General features: G+C 76.2%; 3 protein-coding genes. All 3 read right to left on the bottom strand.

The features are described 5' to 3' along the window. Positions 1 to 3 precede the first annotated feature (3 nt). From DY262_RS04275 to DY262_RS04265, 3 genes are read right to left on the bottom strand one after another with little or no spacing between them, the layout of a single operon-like run. Positions 4 to 4,431 (bottom strand): type I polyketide synthase, encoded by a 4,428-nt coding sequence (locus DY262_RS04275; protein ID WP_116957740.1) that lies wholly within the window; start codon positions 4,429 to 4,431, stop codon positions 4 to 6. Further along, entirely contained in the window at positions 4,428 to 10,952 is a 6,525-nt protein-coding gene (locus DY262_RS04270) for a type I polyketide synthase (RefSeq protein ID WP_116957739.1), read from the bottom strand. The genes DY262_RS04275 and DY262_RS04270 overlap by 4 nt, the downstream gene beginning before the upstream one ends. Positions 10,953 to 10,957: 5 nt before the next feature. After that, complete coding sequence (locus DY262_RS04265) at positions 10,958 to 16,336, bottom strand: type I polyketide synthase (protein ID WP_181936411.1); 5,379 nt, start codon at positions 16,334 to 16,336, stop codon at positions 10,958 to 10,960. Between the last annotated feature and the right edge of the window lie 28 nt (positions 16,337 to 16,364).

The following is a 16,364-nucleotide window of genomic DNA, read 5'->3' as shown; positions in this document are numbered from 1 at the left end:
CGTTCAGGTCTTGTCCAGGCGCGCGAGCAGCAGCGCTTCGATCTCGGCGTCGCTCATGGCGGCCACGGCGGCCTCGCCCCATGCGGCGGGCGCGGCGGCGGGCGTGGCGGGCGCGGCCAACGGGGCGGCGGGTGCGGCCGTGTCGGTGGGCGCCACGCGACCCAGCAGGTGCGCGGCCAGCGCGTCGATGGTGGGGTAGTCGAACATCAGCGTGGCGGGCAGCGGCTTGTCCAGGCCCAGGCCGGTGCCGAGCTGGTTGCGCAGCTGCACGGCCATGAGCGAGTCGAATCCGAGGTCCATCAGCCGATCGTGCCGCCCTGGCGGCTCGTTCTGGTCCAGGCGCAGCACGCGAACGACCCGATCGCGCACGAATTCACGCAAGAGGTCCAGGCGTTCGCCTGGCAAGGCCTCGCGCACCCGCCGCCGCAGCGCCTCGGCCGCTTCCTGCGGCCCGGTGCGCGTGGGCGCGCTCGCCGGCGCACCGGCCGGCTCGATCGCCTGCGTCACGCCACCGGCGGCCTCGGCCGAGCCCGGCGCGCGCGCCACGATGAGGTGCTGGCCCAGGGCCTCGGCGGGCGAGCCCGCGGGCGGCCAGGCGCCGGCCTCGTCGAAGCCGGCCTCGCGCAGGGCGCGCACCCAGGTGGTGGGCGGCAGCAGCGGGTTGTCGGTGCGCAGGTCGTCGGCGAAGTGCTGCCAGCCTTCGATCAGGCCGGTGCTCATGTCGAACCACGCCAGGTGGGTGGTGGACTCCACCAGCACCAGCACGCCGCCCGGGGCGAGCAGGCCACGCAGGCGCTGCAGCGCGGTGCGCAGGTCCTTGCTCGCGTGCACCGCATTGGCGGCGACGATGGCGTCGAAGCCGCCCGGCGCATAGCCCTGCGCGGCCGGGTCCTGGTCCATGTCGAAGGCGCCGAAGCTCAGGAAGCGGTGCTCGGCGAAGCGCTCGCGCGCGCGGTCGAGGAACACGTCGGACACGTCGCTGAAGTGGTAGCGCGCGCGATCGGGCGGCAGCGCGGCCAGCACCGCGGCGCTGGTGCCGCCGGTGCCGGCGCCGATCTCCAGCACGCGCAGCTGGCGGCCTGGCGGCACCGAGGCGCCCAGCGACTCGAAGGCGGTGGCGGCCAGGCCGTTGATGTAGCGCATGGTGGCCGAGCGCTGGTACAAGTTTTCGGCGAGTTCGAAGGAGCCACCAGGGAACAGGGTTTCCAGCGGGCTTTCGCGGCCACGCAGCACGGGCTCGACCAGCGAGCCGCAGTGGCGCAGGTAGTCCAGCAGGGGCTGGTTGTCGGCGAACAGGGCCTCGGCGCCGGCCCACAGCGCGGGCAGGTCGGGCGCGGCCAGCGGCGCGTCGGCCACGAAGGCCTCGCCCGCGGCGCGCAGATCGCCGCGCGCGGCCAGGCCGGCCAGCCAGCGCGCCACCAGGTGGCGGTAGCCGGCCGCGATGCCGCCGGCGTGCAGCACCTCGTCGAGCGTGCGCGATTCGCCGGCCACGCGAAACAAGCCCGCTTCGTGCAGCGTGTGCGCGGCGTGCGCGAGGGTGATGGCCTCCAGGCAGGCCCATTTGGCGGGGTAGGAGGCGATGCCCAGGTCCAGCGGACCGCGTTGTGCCTGCCGGTCCAGCGCCTGGCTCAGCGCGGCCCAGCGCTGGCCCGCGTTCAAGGCCATGCCCGGCGCCTGGTTGACCACGTCCATCCAGTGGCGCGTGGCGCGCCAGGGATAGCTCGGCGCGGCCACGCGGCGGCGCGCGAAGGGTGCGTCGAAGCCGGCCCAGTCCACCTCGGCGCCCGCCGCGTAGAGCTTCTGCAGGCCCTCCAGCATGTCGTTCGCCTCGGGCCGCTCGCGGTGCAGCGAGGGCAGCCAGTCGACGGTCGCCCCGGCCGCGCATTCGGCCCCCATGCCCAGCAGCACCGGGTGCGGGCCGACCTCGATGAAGTGCGTGATGCCCTGGCGCAGCAGCACCTGCAGGGCCGGCGCGAAGCGCACCGGCTGGCGCATGTGGCGCAGCCAGTAGTCGGGGTCGGCCAGCTCGTTCGGGCCCACGGGCTCGCCCGTGAGGTTGGACACCAGGGCGATGGCCGGCGGCGAGAAGCGCACGCTGGCCAGCGCTTCGCGCAGGCCGGGCAGCGCGGGCTCGATGAGGGCCGAGTGCGCCGCGTGCGGCACGCGCAGCGATTTGGCGCGCACGCCCTGGGCCTGCAGCGCGGCCACGGCGGCCGTCACGCTGTCGCGCGGGCCGCTGATGACGAAGTGCTCGGGGCCGTTGTCGGCGGCGATGGCGAGCGCCGGGTCGCCGCTGGCGGCCAGCTGGGCCTGCACCGTGGCCAGCGGCGCGAACACGGCGGCCATGCCGCCGTCGGCCGGCAGCGCGTGCGTGAGGCGCCCGCGCGCGGCCACGGCGCGCAGGCCGTCCTCCAGCGACAGGGCGCCGGCCACGCAGGCCGCCGCGTACTCGCCCAGGCTGTGGCCCAGCAGGGCCTCGGGCTCGATGCCCCAGGAGCGCCAGAGCGCGGCCAGCGAGACCTCGATGGCGAAGGTGAGCGGCTGGGCGTAGGCCGTGTCGTCGATGGACACCGCCGCGTCAGGCGGGGCGTACAGCAGCGCCAGCAGGCCCCGGTCCATGTGCGGGCGCAGCGCGGCGTCGCAGGCGTCCATGGCGGCGCGGAACACGGGCTGCTGTTCGTACAGCGCGCGCCCCATGCCCACGTGCTGGGCGCCCTGCCCGGTGAACAGGAAGGCCACGCGCGGGCGCGTGGCGCCCTCGTTGTGGCCGCTCACCAGCGCCTCGGACTCGCGCCCGTCCAGAAAAGCGCGCAGGCCGTCGATCATCTGCGCCGCGTTCTGACCGCGCACGGCCAGGCGGTGCGCGAAATGCGCGCGGCCGGCGTTGGCGGTGAAGCACAGGTCGGCCAGGTTCAGGTCGGGCGCGGCCAGGGCCTGCGCGTAGCGCCGCGCCAGCTCGGCCAGCTCGCCGTCGTGCCGCGCCGACAGGGCCAGCAGGTGCGTGGTGCGCTCGTGCGCGGGCGCCTCGCGCGCGGGCGCCTCGGGCGCGGCCTCCAGGACCACGTGGGCATTGGTGCCGCTGAAGCCGAAGGCGCTGACGCCCGCGAGCCGGCGCCCCTCGATGGGCGCCCAGGGCGTCACGGCGGTGGGCACCTTCAGCGGCCAGGCGGCCCAGTCGATGTGCGGGTTGCCCTGGCGGAAGTGCAGGTGCGGCGGCAGCTCGCCGCGCTGCAGGCCCAGCACCACCTTGGCGACGCCGGCCAGGCCGGCCGCGGCCTCCAGGTGGCCGATGTTGGTCTTGATGGAGCCGATGAGCAGGGGCCGCGCGGCCTCGCGGCCCGCGCCGAGCACGGCCCCCAGGGCGCCGACCTCGATCGGGTCGCCCAGCGGCGTGCCGGTGCCGTGCGCCTCGACGTAGCCGATCTCGCCCGGCCGCACGCGCGCGTTGGTTAGGGCGGCGCGGATCACGTCTTCCTGCGCCGGGCCGTTGGGCGCGGTCAGGCCGCCGCTGCGGCCGTCCTGGTTGATGGCGCTGCCGCGCACCACCGCCAGCACGCGGTCGCCCCGCGCCTGCGCGTCCGACAGGCGCCGCAGCACCAGCACCACGCAGCCTTCGCCGCGCACGTAGCCGTCGGCGGCGGCGTCGAAGGTCTTGCAGCGGCCGTCGGCGGCCATCATCCGCGCCTTCGAGAAGTTGATGTTCATCTCGGGCGTGAGCATCAGGTTGACCGCGCCCACCAGGGCGGTGTCGCACTCGCCCAGGCGCAGGCCCTGGACCGCCAGGTGCAGGGCCACCAGGGACGACGAGCAGGCCGTGTCCACCGTGACGGCGGGACCCTGCGCGCCCAGCACGTAGGACAGCCGCCCCGAGGCCACGCTGTAGGAGTTGCCGGTGCCGAAGTACGGGTCGATGAGTTCGTGGTGGCGGTAGATGGCGCGGCCGTAGTCGTTGTTGCCCACGCCCATGTAGACGCCGGTGCGCGTGCCCGCCAGCTCGCCTGGCGCCTGGCCGGCGTTCTCCAGGGCTTGCCAGGCCACTTCGAGCAGCAGGCGCTGCTGCGGGTCCATGCTGGCGGCCTCGCGCGGCGAGATGCCGAAGAACTCGGCGTCGAAGCGGTCCACGCCGTCGAGGAAACCGCCATGGCGCGTGGTCATCTTGCCGGGCGCGTCCGGGTCCGCGTCGTACAGCGCGTCGAGCGGCCAGCGATCGGCGGGAATGCCGCCGATGGCGTCGCGGCCGTTCCACAGCAGATCGCCCAGGCCCTCCATGTCTTTCACGCCGCCCGGCAGGCGCAGCGCCAGGCCGACGATGGCCAGCGGTTCGTGCGCGGCCGACTGCGCGCGCGCGAGCTGCGCCTTGAGCTCGCGGATTTCGAGCAGGGCGCGCTTGACGGGCGACAGGGCTTCGGTGGCGGGCTGCGGGTCGTTCATGTTCCGGGGCTTTCGGGTCCGCCCGAGAGTTCCTGCATCAGCAGGGCCTCGGCTTCTTCGTCGGACAGCGCGGCGAGCTCGCCATGGGCCGGCGCGCCGGCCGTGGCCTGGGGCGCGGGCGCGTCCTCCAGGCCGAGCGCGCGCATCAGGTAGGCGGTGAGCGCGTCGAGGTTGGGGTAGTCGAACAGCAAGGTGGCCGACAGCGGCTGGCCGATGGAGCGCGTCAGGGCGTTGCGCAGCTCCACCGCCATCAGCGAGTCGAGGCCGATGTCCTTGAGCGCGCGCCGGGGGTCGATGGCGGTGCCGGCGTCCAGGCCCAGCACCTGCAGCGCGCGCTCGGCGAGGTGGGCCATGAGCGCGCCGCGGCGCTGGCCGGCGGGCAGCTGGCGCAGGCGGGCGGCCAGGGTGGCGTCGGGCAGGGTCTCGGCGGCGGGCGCGGGGCGGCGCGCGGCGGCCGGGAACAGGGCCGCGTCCACGCCGGCCGGCAAGTGCGAAAGGAAGGCCGACCAATCGATCGGCAGCACCAGGGCGTGCGTGGCCCCCTCGCGCCACAGGGCTTCCAGGCGTTGCAGGCCCAGCTCGGGCTCGATGGGCTTGAGGCCACGCCCGGCCCAGGGGTCGCGGCCCGAGGCCGCCAGCTGCGTGGCCATGCCGCCCTGCGCCCAGGCGCCCCAGCCGACGCTGAGCGCGGGCAGGCCCGACGCGCGGCGTGCGCGCGCCAGGGCGTCGAGTTCGGCGTTGGCGGCGGCGTAGGCGCACTGGCCGGGCGCGCCCAGCCAGCCGCCGGCGGCGGAATAGAGCACGAAGAAGTCCAGCGGCCACTCGCGCGTGAGCGCGTGCAGCACGCGCGCGCCCCCCACCTTGTTGCGCAGCACGGCGGCGCAGCGCGCCCAGGTCTGGCGGATCAGCGCGCCGTCGTCCAGCACGCCGGCCGCGTGCACCACGCCGCGCAGGGGCGGCAGCTCGCGCGCGAGTTCGGCCAGGAGCGCGCCCATGGCGCCGGCGTCGGCGGCGTCCAGCGCGGCCACGCGCACGCTCACGCCGCTGCCGCGCAGCGCGGCGATGGCCGCCTGCGCCTCGGCCGAGGGCGCGCGGCGACCCAGCAGCACCAGATGGCGCGCGCCGCGCTGGGCGAGCCCGCGCGCGGTGTGCAGCCCCAACGCGCCCAGTCCCCCGGTGATGAGGTAGCTGGCGTCGGCGCGCACGAGACCGGCCGGTGCCGCCTGCGGCGCCGGGGGCAGGCGCAGCACCAGTTTGCCGGTGTGCCGGGCCTGGGCCATGTGGCGGAAAGCTTCGCTGGCGCGCTCGAAATCGAAGGGCGTCACCGGCAAGGGGCGCAGGCTGCCGTCGGCCAGGCCGGCCAGCACCTCGTCCAGCAGCGGCGCCACCATCGCGGGGTCGGCGTAGGCCTCGTCGCCGAAGTCGTAGGCGCGGTAGCGCAGGCCGGGGTGGCGCGCGGCCACGGCCTCGGGCGTCCAGATGCCGCGCTTGCCCAGCTCCAGGAACCAGCCGCCCGGCGCGACCACCGACAGGCCCGCGGGAATGAAATCGCCCGCCAGCGAGTTGAGCAGCACGTGCACGCCCTCGCCTTGCGTGGCGCGCTTCAGTTCCTCGACAAAACCGGTGCTGCGCGAGTCCATCACCTGCGCCACGCCGAGCGAGCGCAGAAAGGCGCGCTTGTCCTCGGAGCCCGCGGTGGCGTACACCGTGGCGCCCGCGCGCAGGGCCAGTTGCACCGCCGCCAGGCCGACGCCGCCCGCCCCCGCGTGGATCAGCACGCGCTGGCCGCGCCGCAGGCCGGCGATGCGCTGCAGGCCGAACAAGGCGGTGAGGAAGGCCACCGGCAAGGCGGCCGCCTGCTCGAACGACAGCGTGGCGGGCAGGCGCGACAGGAAGGCCGCGGGCACCACGGCCTCGCTGGCCATGCTGCCGTGGGCGAAGCCGAACACGGCGTCGCCCACGCGCAGGCCGTCGACGCCGGCGCCGCATTCGATCACCGTGCCCGCGCATTCGGCGCCGAGCGGGATGCCCGTGCCGGGGTAGACGCCCAGGGCCAGCAGCACGTCGCGGAAGTTCAGCGCCGCCGCGGCCACGCGCAGGCGCACCTCGCCGGCCTGCAAGGCCGGGCGCGCCAGGGGGCGGATGGCCAGCCCGTCGAGGGTGCCGGCCTGCGCCACTTCCAGGCGCCGGGGCGCGTCGGCCACGGGCGCCGGCGCCGCGTCCGGGTGAGTCAGCGCCAGCGGCACCAGCCGCTGCACCCAGGCGCCGCCGCCGCGCAGCGCGGTGTCGGGACCGGCGCCCAGCAGCCAGGGCAGCAGCGCCGCGCCGTCGCTGGCCGCGGCATCGATGTCGATCGCGCGCGGCTGCAGTTCGGGGTGTTCCACGCGCAGCACACCCAGGAAGGCCCAGGCGCCCGCGGCCGCCAGGCCCGCCGGTGCTTCGCCGGCGTGCACCGATTGCGCCGAGCGCGTCACCAGGGTGAGCGTTGCCGGCGCCGCGACCAGGGCCTGGGCCAGGTGCAGCAGCGCGCCGCTGGCCAGCCGCTCGGCGTGTTCGGGGTCATCGGCCTCCAGCGCCGGGGCGTCCAGGCCCCAGAGGTGCACCGCGCCGCGCAGCGGGCCGCTGGCCTGGGCCGCGTCCAGCACCGCCTTGAAGTCCTGCGGGCCGTGCGGGTCCACGGTCCAGCGGTCCCCGCCCAGGGATTGCAGGCGTTCGCCCGGCCGCACCTCGATGCAGCGCGCGCCGCGCGCCTGCAGCGCCGCCCGCAGCGAGGCCGCCAGGCCCGAGGCGTCGCTCAACAGCAGCCAGGCGCCGTCGGCGGGACGCTCGGGGGACGCGGCGCCGGCGGGCGCCGGCTGCCAGCGCGCCTCGTACACGCCCTCGTCCGGCGCGTCGCCGGCCAGGCGCCGCGCGTCGGCGCGCGCGAAACGGGCGCCGGTGATGAAGGCCACCGGCTCGCCGGCCTCGTCGTCGAGGCGCAGGTCGGCCGCGAAGGCCTCGGCGCCCGGCGCCGGTTCGGCGCGCAGGGTGGCGCTGGCGCGCAGCCGCGCCAGGCCCGGGCGCCACAGCGCGAAGCGCTCGACGCCCATGGGCACCCAGAGTTGGGTGGGCAGCCCCGCCGAGCCGGCCGAGGCGGCGGCCGCGCAGAGCTGCAGGGCCGCGTCGAGCAGGGCCGGGTGCAGGCCGAAGCGCGGCGCCTCGTGCGACAGCTCGGGCGGCAGGGCCAGCTCGCCCCGGGCCCAGCCGTCGCCGGCGGCCAAGACCTGCACGCCGCGAAAGCCGGGGCCGAAGGCCACGCCGAGCGAGTCGAAGCGTTGATAGAAAGCGGCGCGGTCGACGGCGGCGCCTTCCATCGGGGCGGGTGCGGCGCCAGGCGACGGCGCGGCCTCGCGCCGCCCGATGGCCGAGCACACGCGCTGCCAGCCGGGTGCCGCGTCGATGGCCTGGAACAGCTCCAGCACCGCGCCCGCCGCGCCGTCGCGCACGACCACCTGCCAGGCCAGTTCGCCCGCGTCCGGCAGCGGCAGCGGGCGGTCGACGGCGAAGGCCTCGAGCGAGCCTGCGCCGGCCTCGGCGCGCCAGGCCGCGTGCAGGGTCTCCAGCATGGCCGCGCCGGGCATCAGCAGGCGCCCGCCGATGCGGTGGTCGCGCAGCGCGCCCGCGCTGTCCACCGTCCAGCGCGCCTGGTAGACCCGGTCGCTGGTGGCCGCGAGCGGCAGGCGCGCGCCCAGCAAGGGGTGCGCGCCGCTGGGCCGCGCGGGGGCGGCAGCGGCCACCGGCGTGGGGCGCAGCCAGTAGCGCTGGCGCTGCCAGGGGTAGCGCGGCAGGTCCACCACCTCGCCCGGGCCGCCGAGCAAGGCCTCGGTGTCCAGCGTGTGGCCCACCACGTGCAGCGCGGCGGCCGAGGCCAGCAGCGCGTCGCGCTCGGGCTTGCCCCGGCGCAGCGAGGCGGCCACCGTGGCGGCGCGGCCGCGGGCCTGCAGCGTGTCGCCCAGCGCGCCGCTGAGCACCGGGTGCGGACCGATCTCCAGGAAGGCGTTGAAGCCGTCGTCCGACAGGGCCTCGATGGCGGCTTGCAGGCGCACGGGCTCGCGCACGTTGCGGCCGAAGTAGTCGGCGTCGAAGCGCTGGCGCGGCGCGGCGGCGCCGGTGACGGTGGAGTACACCGGCACGGCCGCCGGCGAGGACGCCACCTCGCCCAGGCGCGCCACCAGCTCGCGCTGCAGCGGCGCCATCTGGGCGCTGTGAAAGGCGTAGTTGACCGGCAGCAGGCGGTGGTGCACGCCGCGCGACGCCAGGGCATTGAGCGCTTCGTCCAGCGCGGCGGGCTCGCCGGAGAGCACCACGCTGCGCGGCGCGTTCAGGGCCGCGAGCGAGAGCCGCTCGCCGAAGGGCGCCAGCAGGGCCTCGGCCTCGGCGGCGCTGCAGTCGACGGCGGCCATGCGGCCGTGGCCGGTGGCCTGCTGCATCACGCGGGCGCGCAGGCAGACCACGCGCACGGCCTCGGCCAGGCTGAGCACACCGGCCACCTGCAGCGCGGCGATTTCGCCCACGCTGTGGCCGACCACCGCGCCGGGGCGCACGCCCCAGGCGGCCCAAAGCGCGGCCAGCGACACCTGGATGGCGAACAGCGCGGGCTGAGCCACCTCGGTCTGGTGCAGGCGCGACGCCGCTTCGTCCACGGACAGCTCGGCCAGCAGCGACCAGCCGGTGGCCGCGCGGATCAGCGCCTCGCATTCGTCCATGCGCGCGCGAAACACCGGTTCCTGCGCCAACAGCTCGCGGCCCATGGCGTACCACTGCGGGCCCTGGCCGCTGAAGACGAAGGCCAGGCGCGGCGCGGCGTCGGGCGCCACGCGGCCCAGGCAGGCGCCGGGCGCTTCGCCGTCGCGCGCGAAGGCCTCGAGCCGGGCGCGCAGTTCCTCGCGGTCGCGGCCCAGCACCGCCAGGCGGTGGTCCAGCGCGGAGCGGCGCGCGCCCGCGGTGAAGCAAAGGTCGGTCAGCGAGGCCTGGCTGCGCGGCAGGAACCCGGCCCAGGACCGGGCGAGTTCGCGCAGCGCGGGCCCGCTCTGCGCGGACAGGTGCAGCAGATGCGTGCCCTGCCCGGCCGGCGCCTGCGGCGCGGCGCCCAGGCGCGGCGCTTCTTCGAGCACGACGTGCGCGTTGGTGCCGCCCACGCCGAACGAGCTGGTGCCGGCGCAGCGCGTGAGCGCGCCGCGCGGCCAGGGCGTGAGCGTCGTGGGCACGGCCAGGCGCGTGCCGTCCAGCGAGAGGTGCTTGTTGAGCGACTTGAAATGGATCTGCGGCGGGATCGCCTCGTGGCGCATGGCCAGCACGGTCTTGATGACACCGGCCACCCCCGCCGCCGCCTCCATGTGCGCCAGGTTGGCCTTGGCCGCGCCCAGCCAGCAGGTGCCGCCGCCCACGTCGGCGCGGCCCACGGTGGCCGCCAGGGCCTCCACCTCGATCGGGTCGCCCAGCGGCGTGCCGGTGCCGTGGGCCTCGATGAAACCGATGCGGCCGGGCTCGAGCTGCGCCGCGGCCAGGGCCTCGCGAATGAGGTCCTGCTGGGCCAGGCCATTCGGCGCGGCCAGCAGGGTGGAGTGGCCGTCCTGGTTGACGGCCGAGCCACGCACCACGGCCAGCACGCGGTCGCCGTCGGCGACGGCGTCGCTCAGGCGCTTGAGCACGATGACGCCGCAGCCCTCGCCGCGGCCGAAGCCGTCGGCGCTGTCGTCGAAGGTCTTGCAGCGGCCATCGGGGGCCATGAAGCCGACCTTGGAGAGCGACACCATCAGGTCGGGCGTGACCATCAGCGAGACGCCACCGGCGAGGGCGATGTCGCTCTCGCCGTGGCGCAGGCTCTGGCAGGCCAGGTGGATGGCCACCAGCGAGGACGAGCAGGCGGTGTCCACCGACACGCTGGGGCCGCGCAGGTCCAGCAGATAAGACAGGCGGTTGACCAGCACGCTGTGCACCGTGCCGGTGAGCGTGCGCGCGTCGATGGCTTCGGGGTCGCGGTACTCCAGCAGCTGGTAGTCGTTGTGGTAGCTGGCCACGAAGGCGCCGGCGCGGCTGCCGCGCAGCTTGTCGCGCGTGAAGCCGGCGTCGTCCAGCGCCTCCATCGCCACTTCGAGGAACAGGCGCTGCTGCGGGTCCATGCGCTCGGCTTCGCGCGGCAGGATGTTGAAGTAGGCGGCGTCGAAGCCGTCGATGCGCTCCAGGAAACCGCCTTCGCGCGCGATGGACTTGCCGGGCACCGAGGGGTCGGCGTCGTAGACGGCCTGCACGTCCCAGCGGTCGGCGGGCACGGGGCGCACCGCGTCCACGCCGTCGACCAGCAGCTGCCAGAACGCCTCGGGCGAGTCCGCGCCGCCAGGGAAGCGGCACCCCATGCCGACGATGGCGATCGGGTCGGCCCGCAGCACGGCCTCGCTCTGCGCGCGCACCTTCTGCGCCATCAAGGCGAGCTTGATGGCCGACAGCTGGCCCAGCGAAGGAGAGGAAGGCGTGTCGCTCATGGGGGTCAGCGGCGCTGGCGCAGCAGCAGGGCCGCGTCCTCGTCGGAGAGTTGGTTCACGTCGTCGAGCGCGGCGGCGAGCTCGGGCGCTGGCCCGGCGGCCGGCGCCGCCACGGGCGCGGCGGCTGGCGCCGGCGCGGCGGCGTGCGCCCCGGCGAGAAAGCCCGTGAGGGCCTCGATGGTGGGGTAGTTCCAGGCCAGCGTGGCCGACAGCGGCTGGCCGTGCAGCGGCTCCAGGCGGTTGCGCAGTTCCAGCGCCATGAGCGAGGTCAGGCCCAGGCTGCCCAGGGGCTTGCGTGGGTCGATGCGCGCGGGGTTGAGCTTGAGCACGCGGCCCACGACCTCGCGCACCGTGAGCTCCAGGGCGCGGCGGCGCTCAGCCGGGTCGGCCGGGTCGGCGGGTGCCGGCGCGGTGGGCGCCGCGCCGGGCTGCGCCGGGGCGGCCTCGGACTCGAACAGGTCGCGCAGCAGCGGCGCCTGGCGCGCGCCGCCTTGCGCGCGCAGCCGCGCCCAGTGAATGGGCATGGCCAGCAGGTGACCGTGCGGCCAGCGCAGGGCCTCGTCGAACAGGGCCAGGGCCTGCGCCGGCGCAAAGGCGGCGATGCCCTGGCGCTGCAGCTCGTCTTGCTGGCGCTGGCCGGTGTCGCCCCGCATCACGCCGGTCTGCGACCACACGCCCCAGCCGATGCTGAGCGCGGGCTGGCCCAGGGCACGTCGGTGCCGCGCCAGGCCGTCGAGGAAGGCGTTGGCCGCCGCGTAGCTGGCCTGCCCGGCCTGCGGCATGACAGCGGCCATGGACGAAAACAGCACGAAGGCATCGAGTTCGGGCAGCAGGCGGTGCAGGTTCCAGGCACCGCCCAACTTCGGGCGCAGCACGGCGGCGAGCGAGGCGGCGTCGAGGTCGCGCACCAGCTGGTCGTCGGTGAGGCCGGCGGCGTGGAACACGCCACGGATGGGCGGATGGGCCTCGGCGGCGAAACCCTCGAGCCAGTCGCGCAGGGCGGCTTCATCGGCCACGTCGAGCGCGACGTGGCGCACGCTGGCGCCCTGCGACTCGAGACCGCGCACGGCCGCCACGGCGCGGCCCGCGGGCGTGTCCGCGCCCAGGCCCGCCCAGGCCGCGCGCGCCGGCAGCGGCGTGCGCGACAGCACCACGAGGTGGCGCGCACCCTGCGCCACCAGGCGCTGCGCGATCTGCTGGCCAACGCCGCCCAGGCCGCCGGTGATGAGGTAGCTCGCGTCCGGGCGCCAGCGCGGCGGCGCCTCGGGCGCCCAGGGCGCGCGGCGCAGGCGCGGCTCGACGCGCTGGTGGCCGCGCAGGGCCAGGGTGCCCGGCGCCGCGCCCGGCAGGGCCTGGGCCAGCGCGAGCGCCGCGTCGCCGGGCGCGGCGGCAGGGTCCAGATCGATCAGCCCCCCCCAGCGCTCGCCCTGCTCCGTCGCCATGACGGCCGCCAGCCCCGACAGCGGCGACTGCGCCAGCGCCAGCGCCGTGGCCTCGGCCGGCGACACGGCCATGGCGCCGCGCGTGACCCACCACAGGCGGGCGCGCGAGGACGGCGGCAGGCGCTCCAGCGCCTGCGCGCCCAGCAGCAGGCGGTGCAGCCCGGCGGCGTGTTCGGCGTCGAGGCGGGACAGGTCCAGCGCGCGCAGGTCCACCAGCTCGATGGGGGCACCGGCGTCGTCGGCGGCGGGCGGGCCGTCGACCAGCTCGGCCGTTTCACCGGCCTGCCGCAGGGCGTTCAGCAGCGCGGGGCCCAGCCCGCCCTGGTCGGCGATCAGGCACCAGCGGCGGGCACCCGCCGGCGCGGCGCTGGCCGCCGGCTCGGCCGGCACCCACTGCAGGTCGTAGAAGCAGTCGGCGGGGTCTGCCAGGGCGCGCTCGCCCAAGGGCTGCAGGCGCAGGCCGCGCAGTTCCAGCGCGGGGCCCTGCCCGTCCCTCAGCGTCGCATCGATCAGACCGCTGCCGGCGCGCCGGATCAGGTGCACGCTCAAGGCGCCCCGTGGCGCGCGGTGCGCCGCCACGTCGTCCAGGCCGGTGGGCAGGCAGAGCTGGCCTGGCGGCGCCAGCAGCGCGGCGGCCTGGAAGCAGGCGTCCAACACCTCGGGCGCCCAACAGAAGCCGGGCGCGGCGGCGGTGTCCTCGGGCCGGGCCTCGAGGTCCACCAGCGCCTCGTCGGCCGACAGCCAGGCGCGGGCGATGCCACGCAGTGGCGCGGCGAAGCCGGCGCCCAGCGCCGCGAGCCGCTGGTAGACCGCGTCCGCCGAGAGCGCCGCGCCACGCCGCAGCGCGGCCGTGTCCACGGGCGACACCGGGCCGGCGCGGCGGGCGCTGGGCGCCGCCAGCCGGGCCCGCGCGTGCGGCAGCCACTCGCTGCCGCTGTGCGTCTGGAACGCCAGCCGCAGACCGCCCTGTCCGTCCGCGCTGGCCTGCAGCTGCAGCGCGCAGGCCGCATCGGCCTGCAGGTGCAGGGCGCGCTCGAAGCTCAGGCCCTCGAGCGCCAGGGGCTGCCCGGGCGACAGCGCGCGCGCGGCCGCGAGCGCGAGCTCGAGGTAGGCGGAGGCCGGCAGCAGCGCGCTGCCGTGCAAGGCGTGCCCGAACCAGGCGGGCACGCGCTGCGGGTCCAGGCTCAGCGCCCACAGGGCGCCCGCGGGGGCGCCCGCGAGTTCGATGCCCGCGCCCAGCACCGGGTGCTGGCTGGGCACCGTCCGCCCGTGGCCCTGGGCGCCCGCGGCCGCCCGCTCGGCGGCGGCGATCCAGTGCCGCTCGCGCTGCCAGGGGTAGGTGGGCAAGGCCAGGAAGCGCCCGCCCTCGGGCATCAGGCGCGACCAGTCGGGCGCCACGCCGGCGCAGAACGCGGCGCCCACGGCCGCGAGCCAGGCCGCCTGTTCGGGTTCGCCGCGGCGCGCGCAGCCGATCACCGCCACCTCGGCGCCCGCCGCCTGCGCGGTCTGCTCCACCGAGGGCAGCAGCACCGGGTGCGGCCCCAGTTCGATGAACACCGTGACGCCATCGTCGAGCAGGCGCTGCACGGCGGCGCCAAAGCGCACCGGCTGGCGCAGGTTGTCGCCCCAGTAGGCGGCGCCCAGTTCGTGCGCCTCGGCGCGGCGAGCCAGCACGGTGGAGACCAGCGGCACGGCCAGCGCCCCGGGGTTCAGCCCCTGGAGTTCGGCGCGCAGTTGCTCGGCCAGCGGCTGCATCTGCGGGCTGTGCGAGGCCACGTCCACCTTCACCAGGCGGCAGAACACGTTCTGCGCTTCCCAGGCGGCCATCAGCGCCTGCACGGCCTCGGGCCGGCCGGAGATCACGCTGGAGCGCGGGCTGTTGCTCACCGCCACCGAGACCTCGTGCTCGTGGCCGGCCAGGCGCCGCTGCGCCTCGTCCATGGGCAGGTCGACCAGGGCCATGGCGCCCTGCCCGCTGGTGCGGCGCATCAGCGCGCTGCGGCGGCAGATGATGCGCATCGCCTCGTCCAGGCTGAGGGCGCCCGCGATGCAGGCCGCCGCCACCTCGCCCATGCTGTGGCCCACCACCGCGTCGGGCCGCACACCCAGCGAACGCCACAGCTCGGCGTAGGCCAGGGAGATGGCGACCAGCACGGGCTGGATGACGTCGATGCGCTCCAGCAGGTGCTTCGGATCGCCGGGTTCGAGCGCCAGTTGCTCGACGATGGACCAATCGACGTAGGGCCGCGCGGCCGCGTCGCAGCGCTGCAGCGCGGCTTTGAACACGGGCTCGCGCGCCATGAGTTCGCGGGCCATGCCGTCCCACTGCGCGCCCTGCCCGGGGCAGATGAAGGCGATGCGCGGGCGGGCCTCGGGCGCGCGACCTTCGGCCGCGGCCGCCTGGCCATCGCCGTGCTGGCGCAGGGCCTCGGCCATGGCGGCGGCGTCACCGGCCACGAAGGCGGCGCGGTGTTCGTGCGGCGTGCGGCGCACGGCGGCGTTCCAGCACAGGTCGGCCAGGGACGCGCCATCCGACAACACCTCGGCGAAGCGCCGCGCCTGGGCGCGCAAGGCGCCTTCGTCGCGCGCGCTGAGCACCAGCAGCGCCGCCTCGCCCGCCGGCGCCAGGCGCGGCGCGGGCGGGGTGGTGGTGGCGGCGGGGGCTTCCTGCAGCAGCACGTGCGCGTTGGTGCCGGCGATGCCGAAGGCGCTCACGCCGGCCAGACGCGGCTGCTCACCGCGTGGCCACGGCGTGGCCTCGCGCGCCACCACCACGGGAATGTCGGTCCAGGGAATGGCGGGGTTGGGCTGCTGGCAGTGCAGGCTCTGCGGGATGCGCCCATGGTGCAGGGCCAGGGCCGCCTTGATGAGGCCGGCCACGCCGGCCGCGCCTTCGGTGTGGCCGATGTTGGTCTTGACCGAGCCCACGCGCACCGGCTGCGCGGCGTCGCGTCCGGCGCCCAGCACGGCGGCGATGGCCCCGAGCTCGACCGGGTCGCCCGCGCGCGTGCCCGTGCCATGGGCTTCCACGTAGCCCACCTGGGCCGGGTCGATGCCCGCGTCCTCGCAGGCGCTGCGCAGTAGGGCCTCCTGGCCGGCCTGGCTCGGCGTGCCCATCGATCCGCTGGCGCGGCCGTCGTTGTTGAGCGCGCTGCCGCGGATGACGGCGTAGACGCGGTCACCGTCGGCCAGGGCCTTGTCCAGCGGCTTGAGCACCACCAGCCCCGCGCCTTCGCTGCGCACATAACCGTCGCCGCGGGCGTCGCCGAACTTGCAGCGGCCATCGGGCGCCATCATGCGGCTCTGCGAGTAGGCCACGCTGATGTGCGGCTGCAAGATGATGTTCACGCCGCCGGCGATGGCGACTTCGCTCTCGCCGCTGCGCACGCTGCGCGCCGCCAGGTGCACCGCGGCCAGGGACGACGAGCAGGCCGTGTCCAGCGTGAGGCTGGGGCCGCGCAGGCCCAGCAGGTAGGACAGGCGCCCCGAGCTGGCGTAGCGGCCGCTGCCCGTGGTCATGAAGAAATCCACGCCCTCAGGATCGGCGAACAGCCGGGCCTCGAAGTCGCTGAGCCACTGGCCCACGAACACGCCGGTGCGCGAGCCGTCCAGCGCGCGCGCATCGAGGCCGGCGTCCTCCAGAGCTTCCCAGGCGGTTTCCAGCAGCAGGCGCTGCTGCGGGTCCAGGCGCTCGGCCTCGCGCGGCGAGATGCCGAAGAAGCCGGCGTCGAAGCGGTCGATGCCCTCGAGGAAGCCACCCCAGCGCGTCATCATGCGGCCCGGCGTGGCCGGGCGCGGATCGAAGTAATGGCCGAGGTCGATGCGGTCGGTGGGGATCTCGCCAATGGCGTCGACCCCTTCGGCCAGCAGGCGCCAGAAGCCCGCCGGATCGGTCACGCCTCCGGGAAAGCGGCAGCCGATGCCGACGACAGCGATGGGCATCGGTGGATTCGGGCTCATTCGGAGAACC

The organism is Hydrogenophaga borbori (genome assembly GCF_003417535.1).
Lineage (GTDB): Bacteria > Pseudomonadota > Gammaproteobacteria > Burkholderiales > Burkholderiaceae_C > Hydrogenophaga > Hydrogenophaga borbori.
The sequence above is the reverse complement of the archived record's forward strand: the minus strand, read 5'-3'. Positions and strand labels throughout refer to the sequence as shown.

What these genes read in the sequence shown, in the direction of transcription:
- DY262_RS04275 (WP_116957740.1), bottom strand. Translation starts at nt 4,431, where the DNA reads ATGAACGACCCGCAGCCCGCCACCGAAGCCCTGTCGCCCGTCAAGCGC.
- DY262_RS04265 (WP_181936411.1), bottom strand. Translation starts at nt 16,336, where the DNA reads ATGCCCATCGCTGTCGTCGGCATCGGCTGCCGCTTTCCCGGAGGCGTG.
- DY262_RS04270 (WP_116957739.1), bottom strand. Translation starts at nt 10,952, where the DNA reads ATGAGCGACACGCCTTCCTCTCCTTCGCTGGGCCAGCTGTCGGCCATC.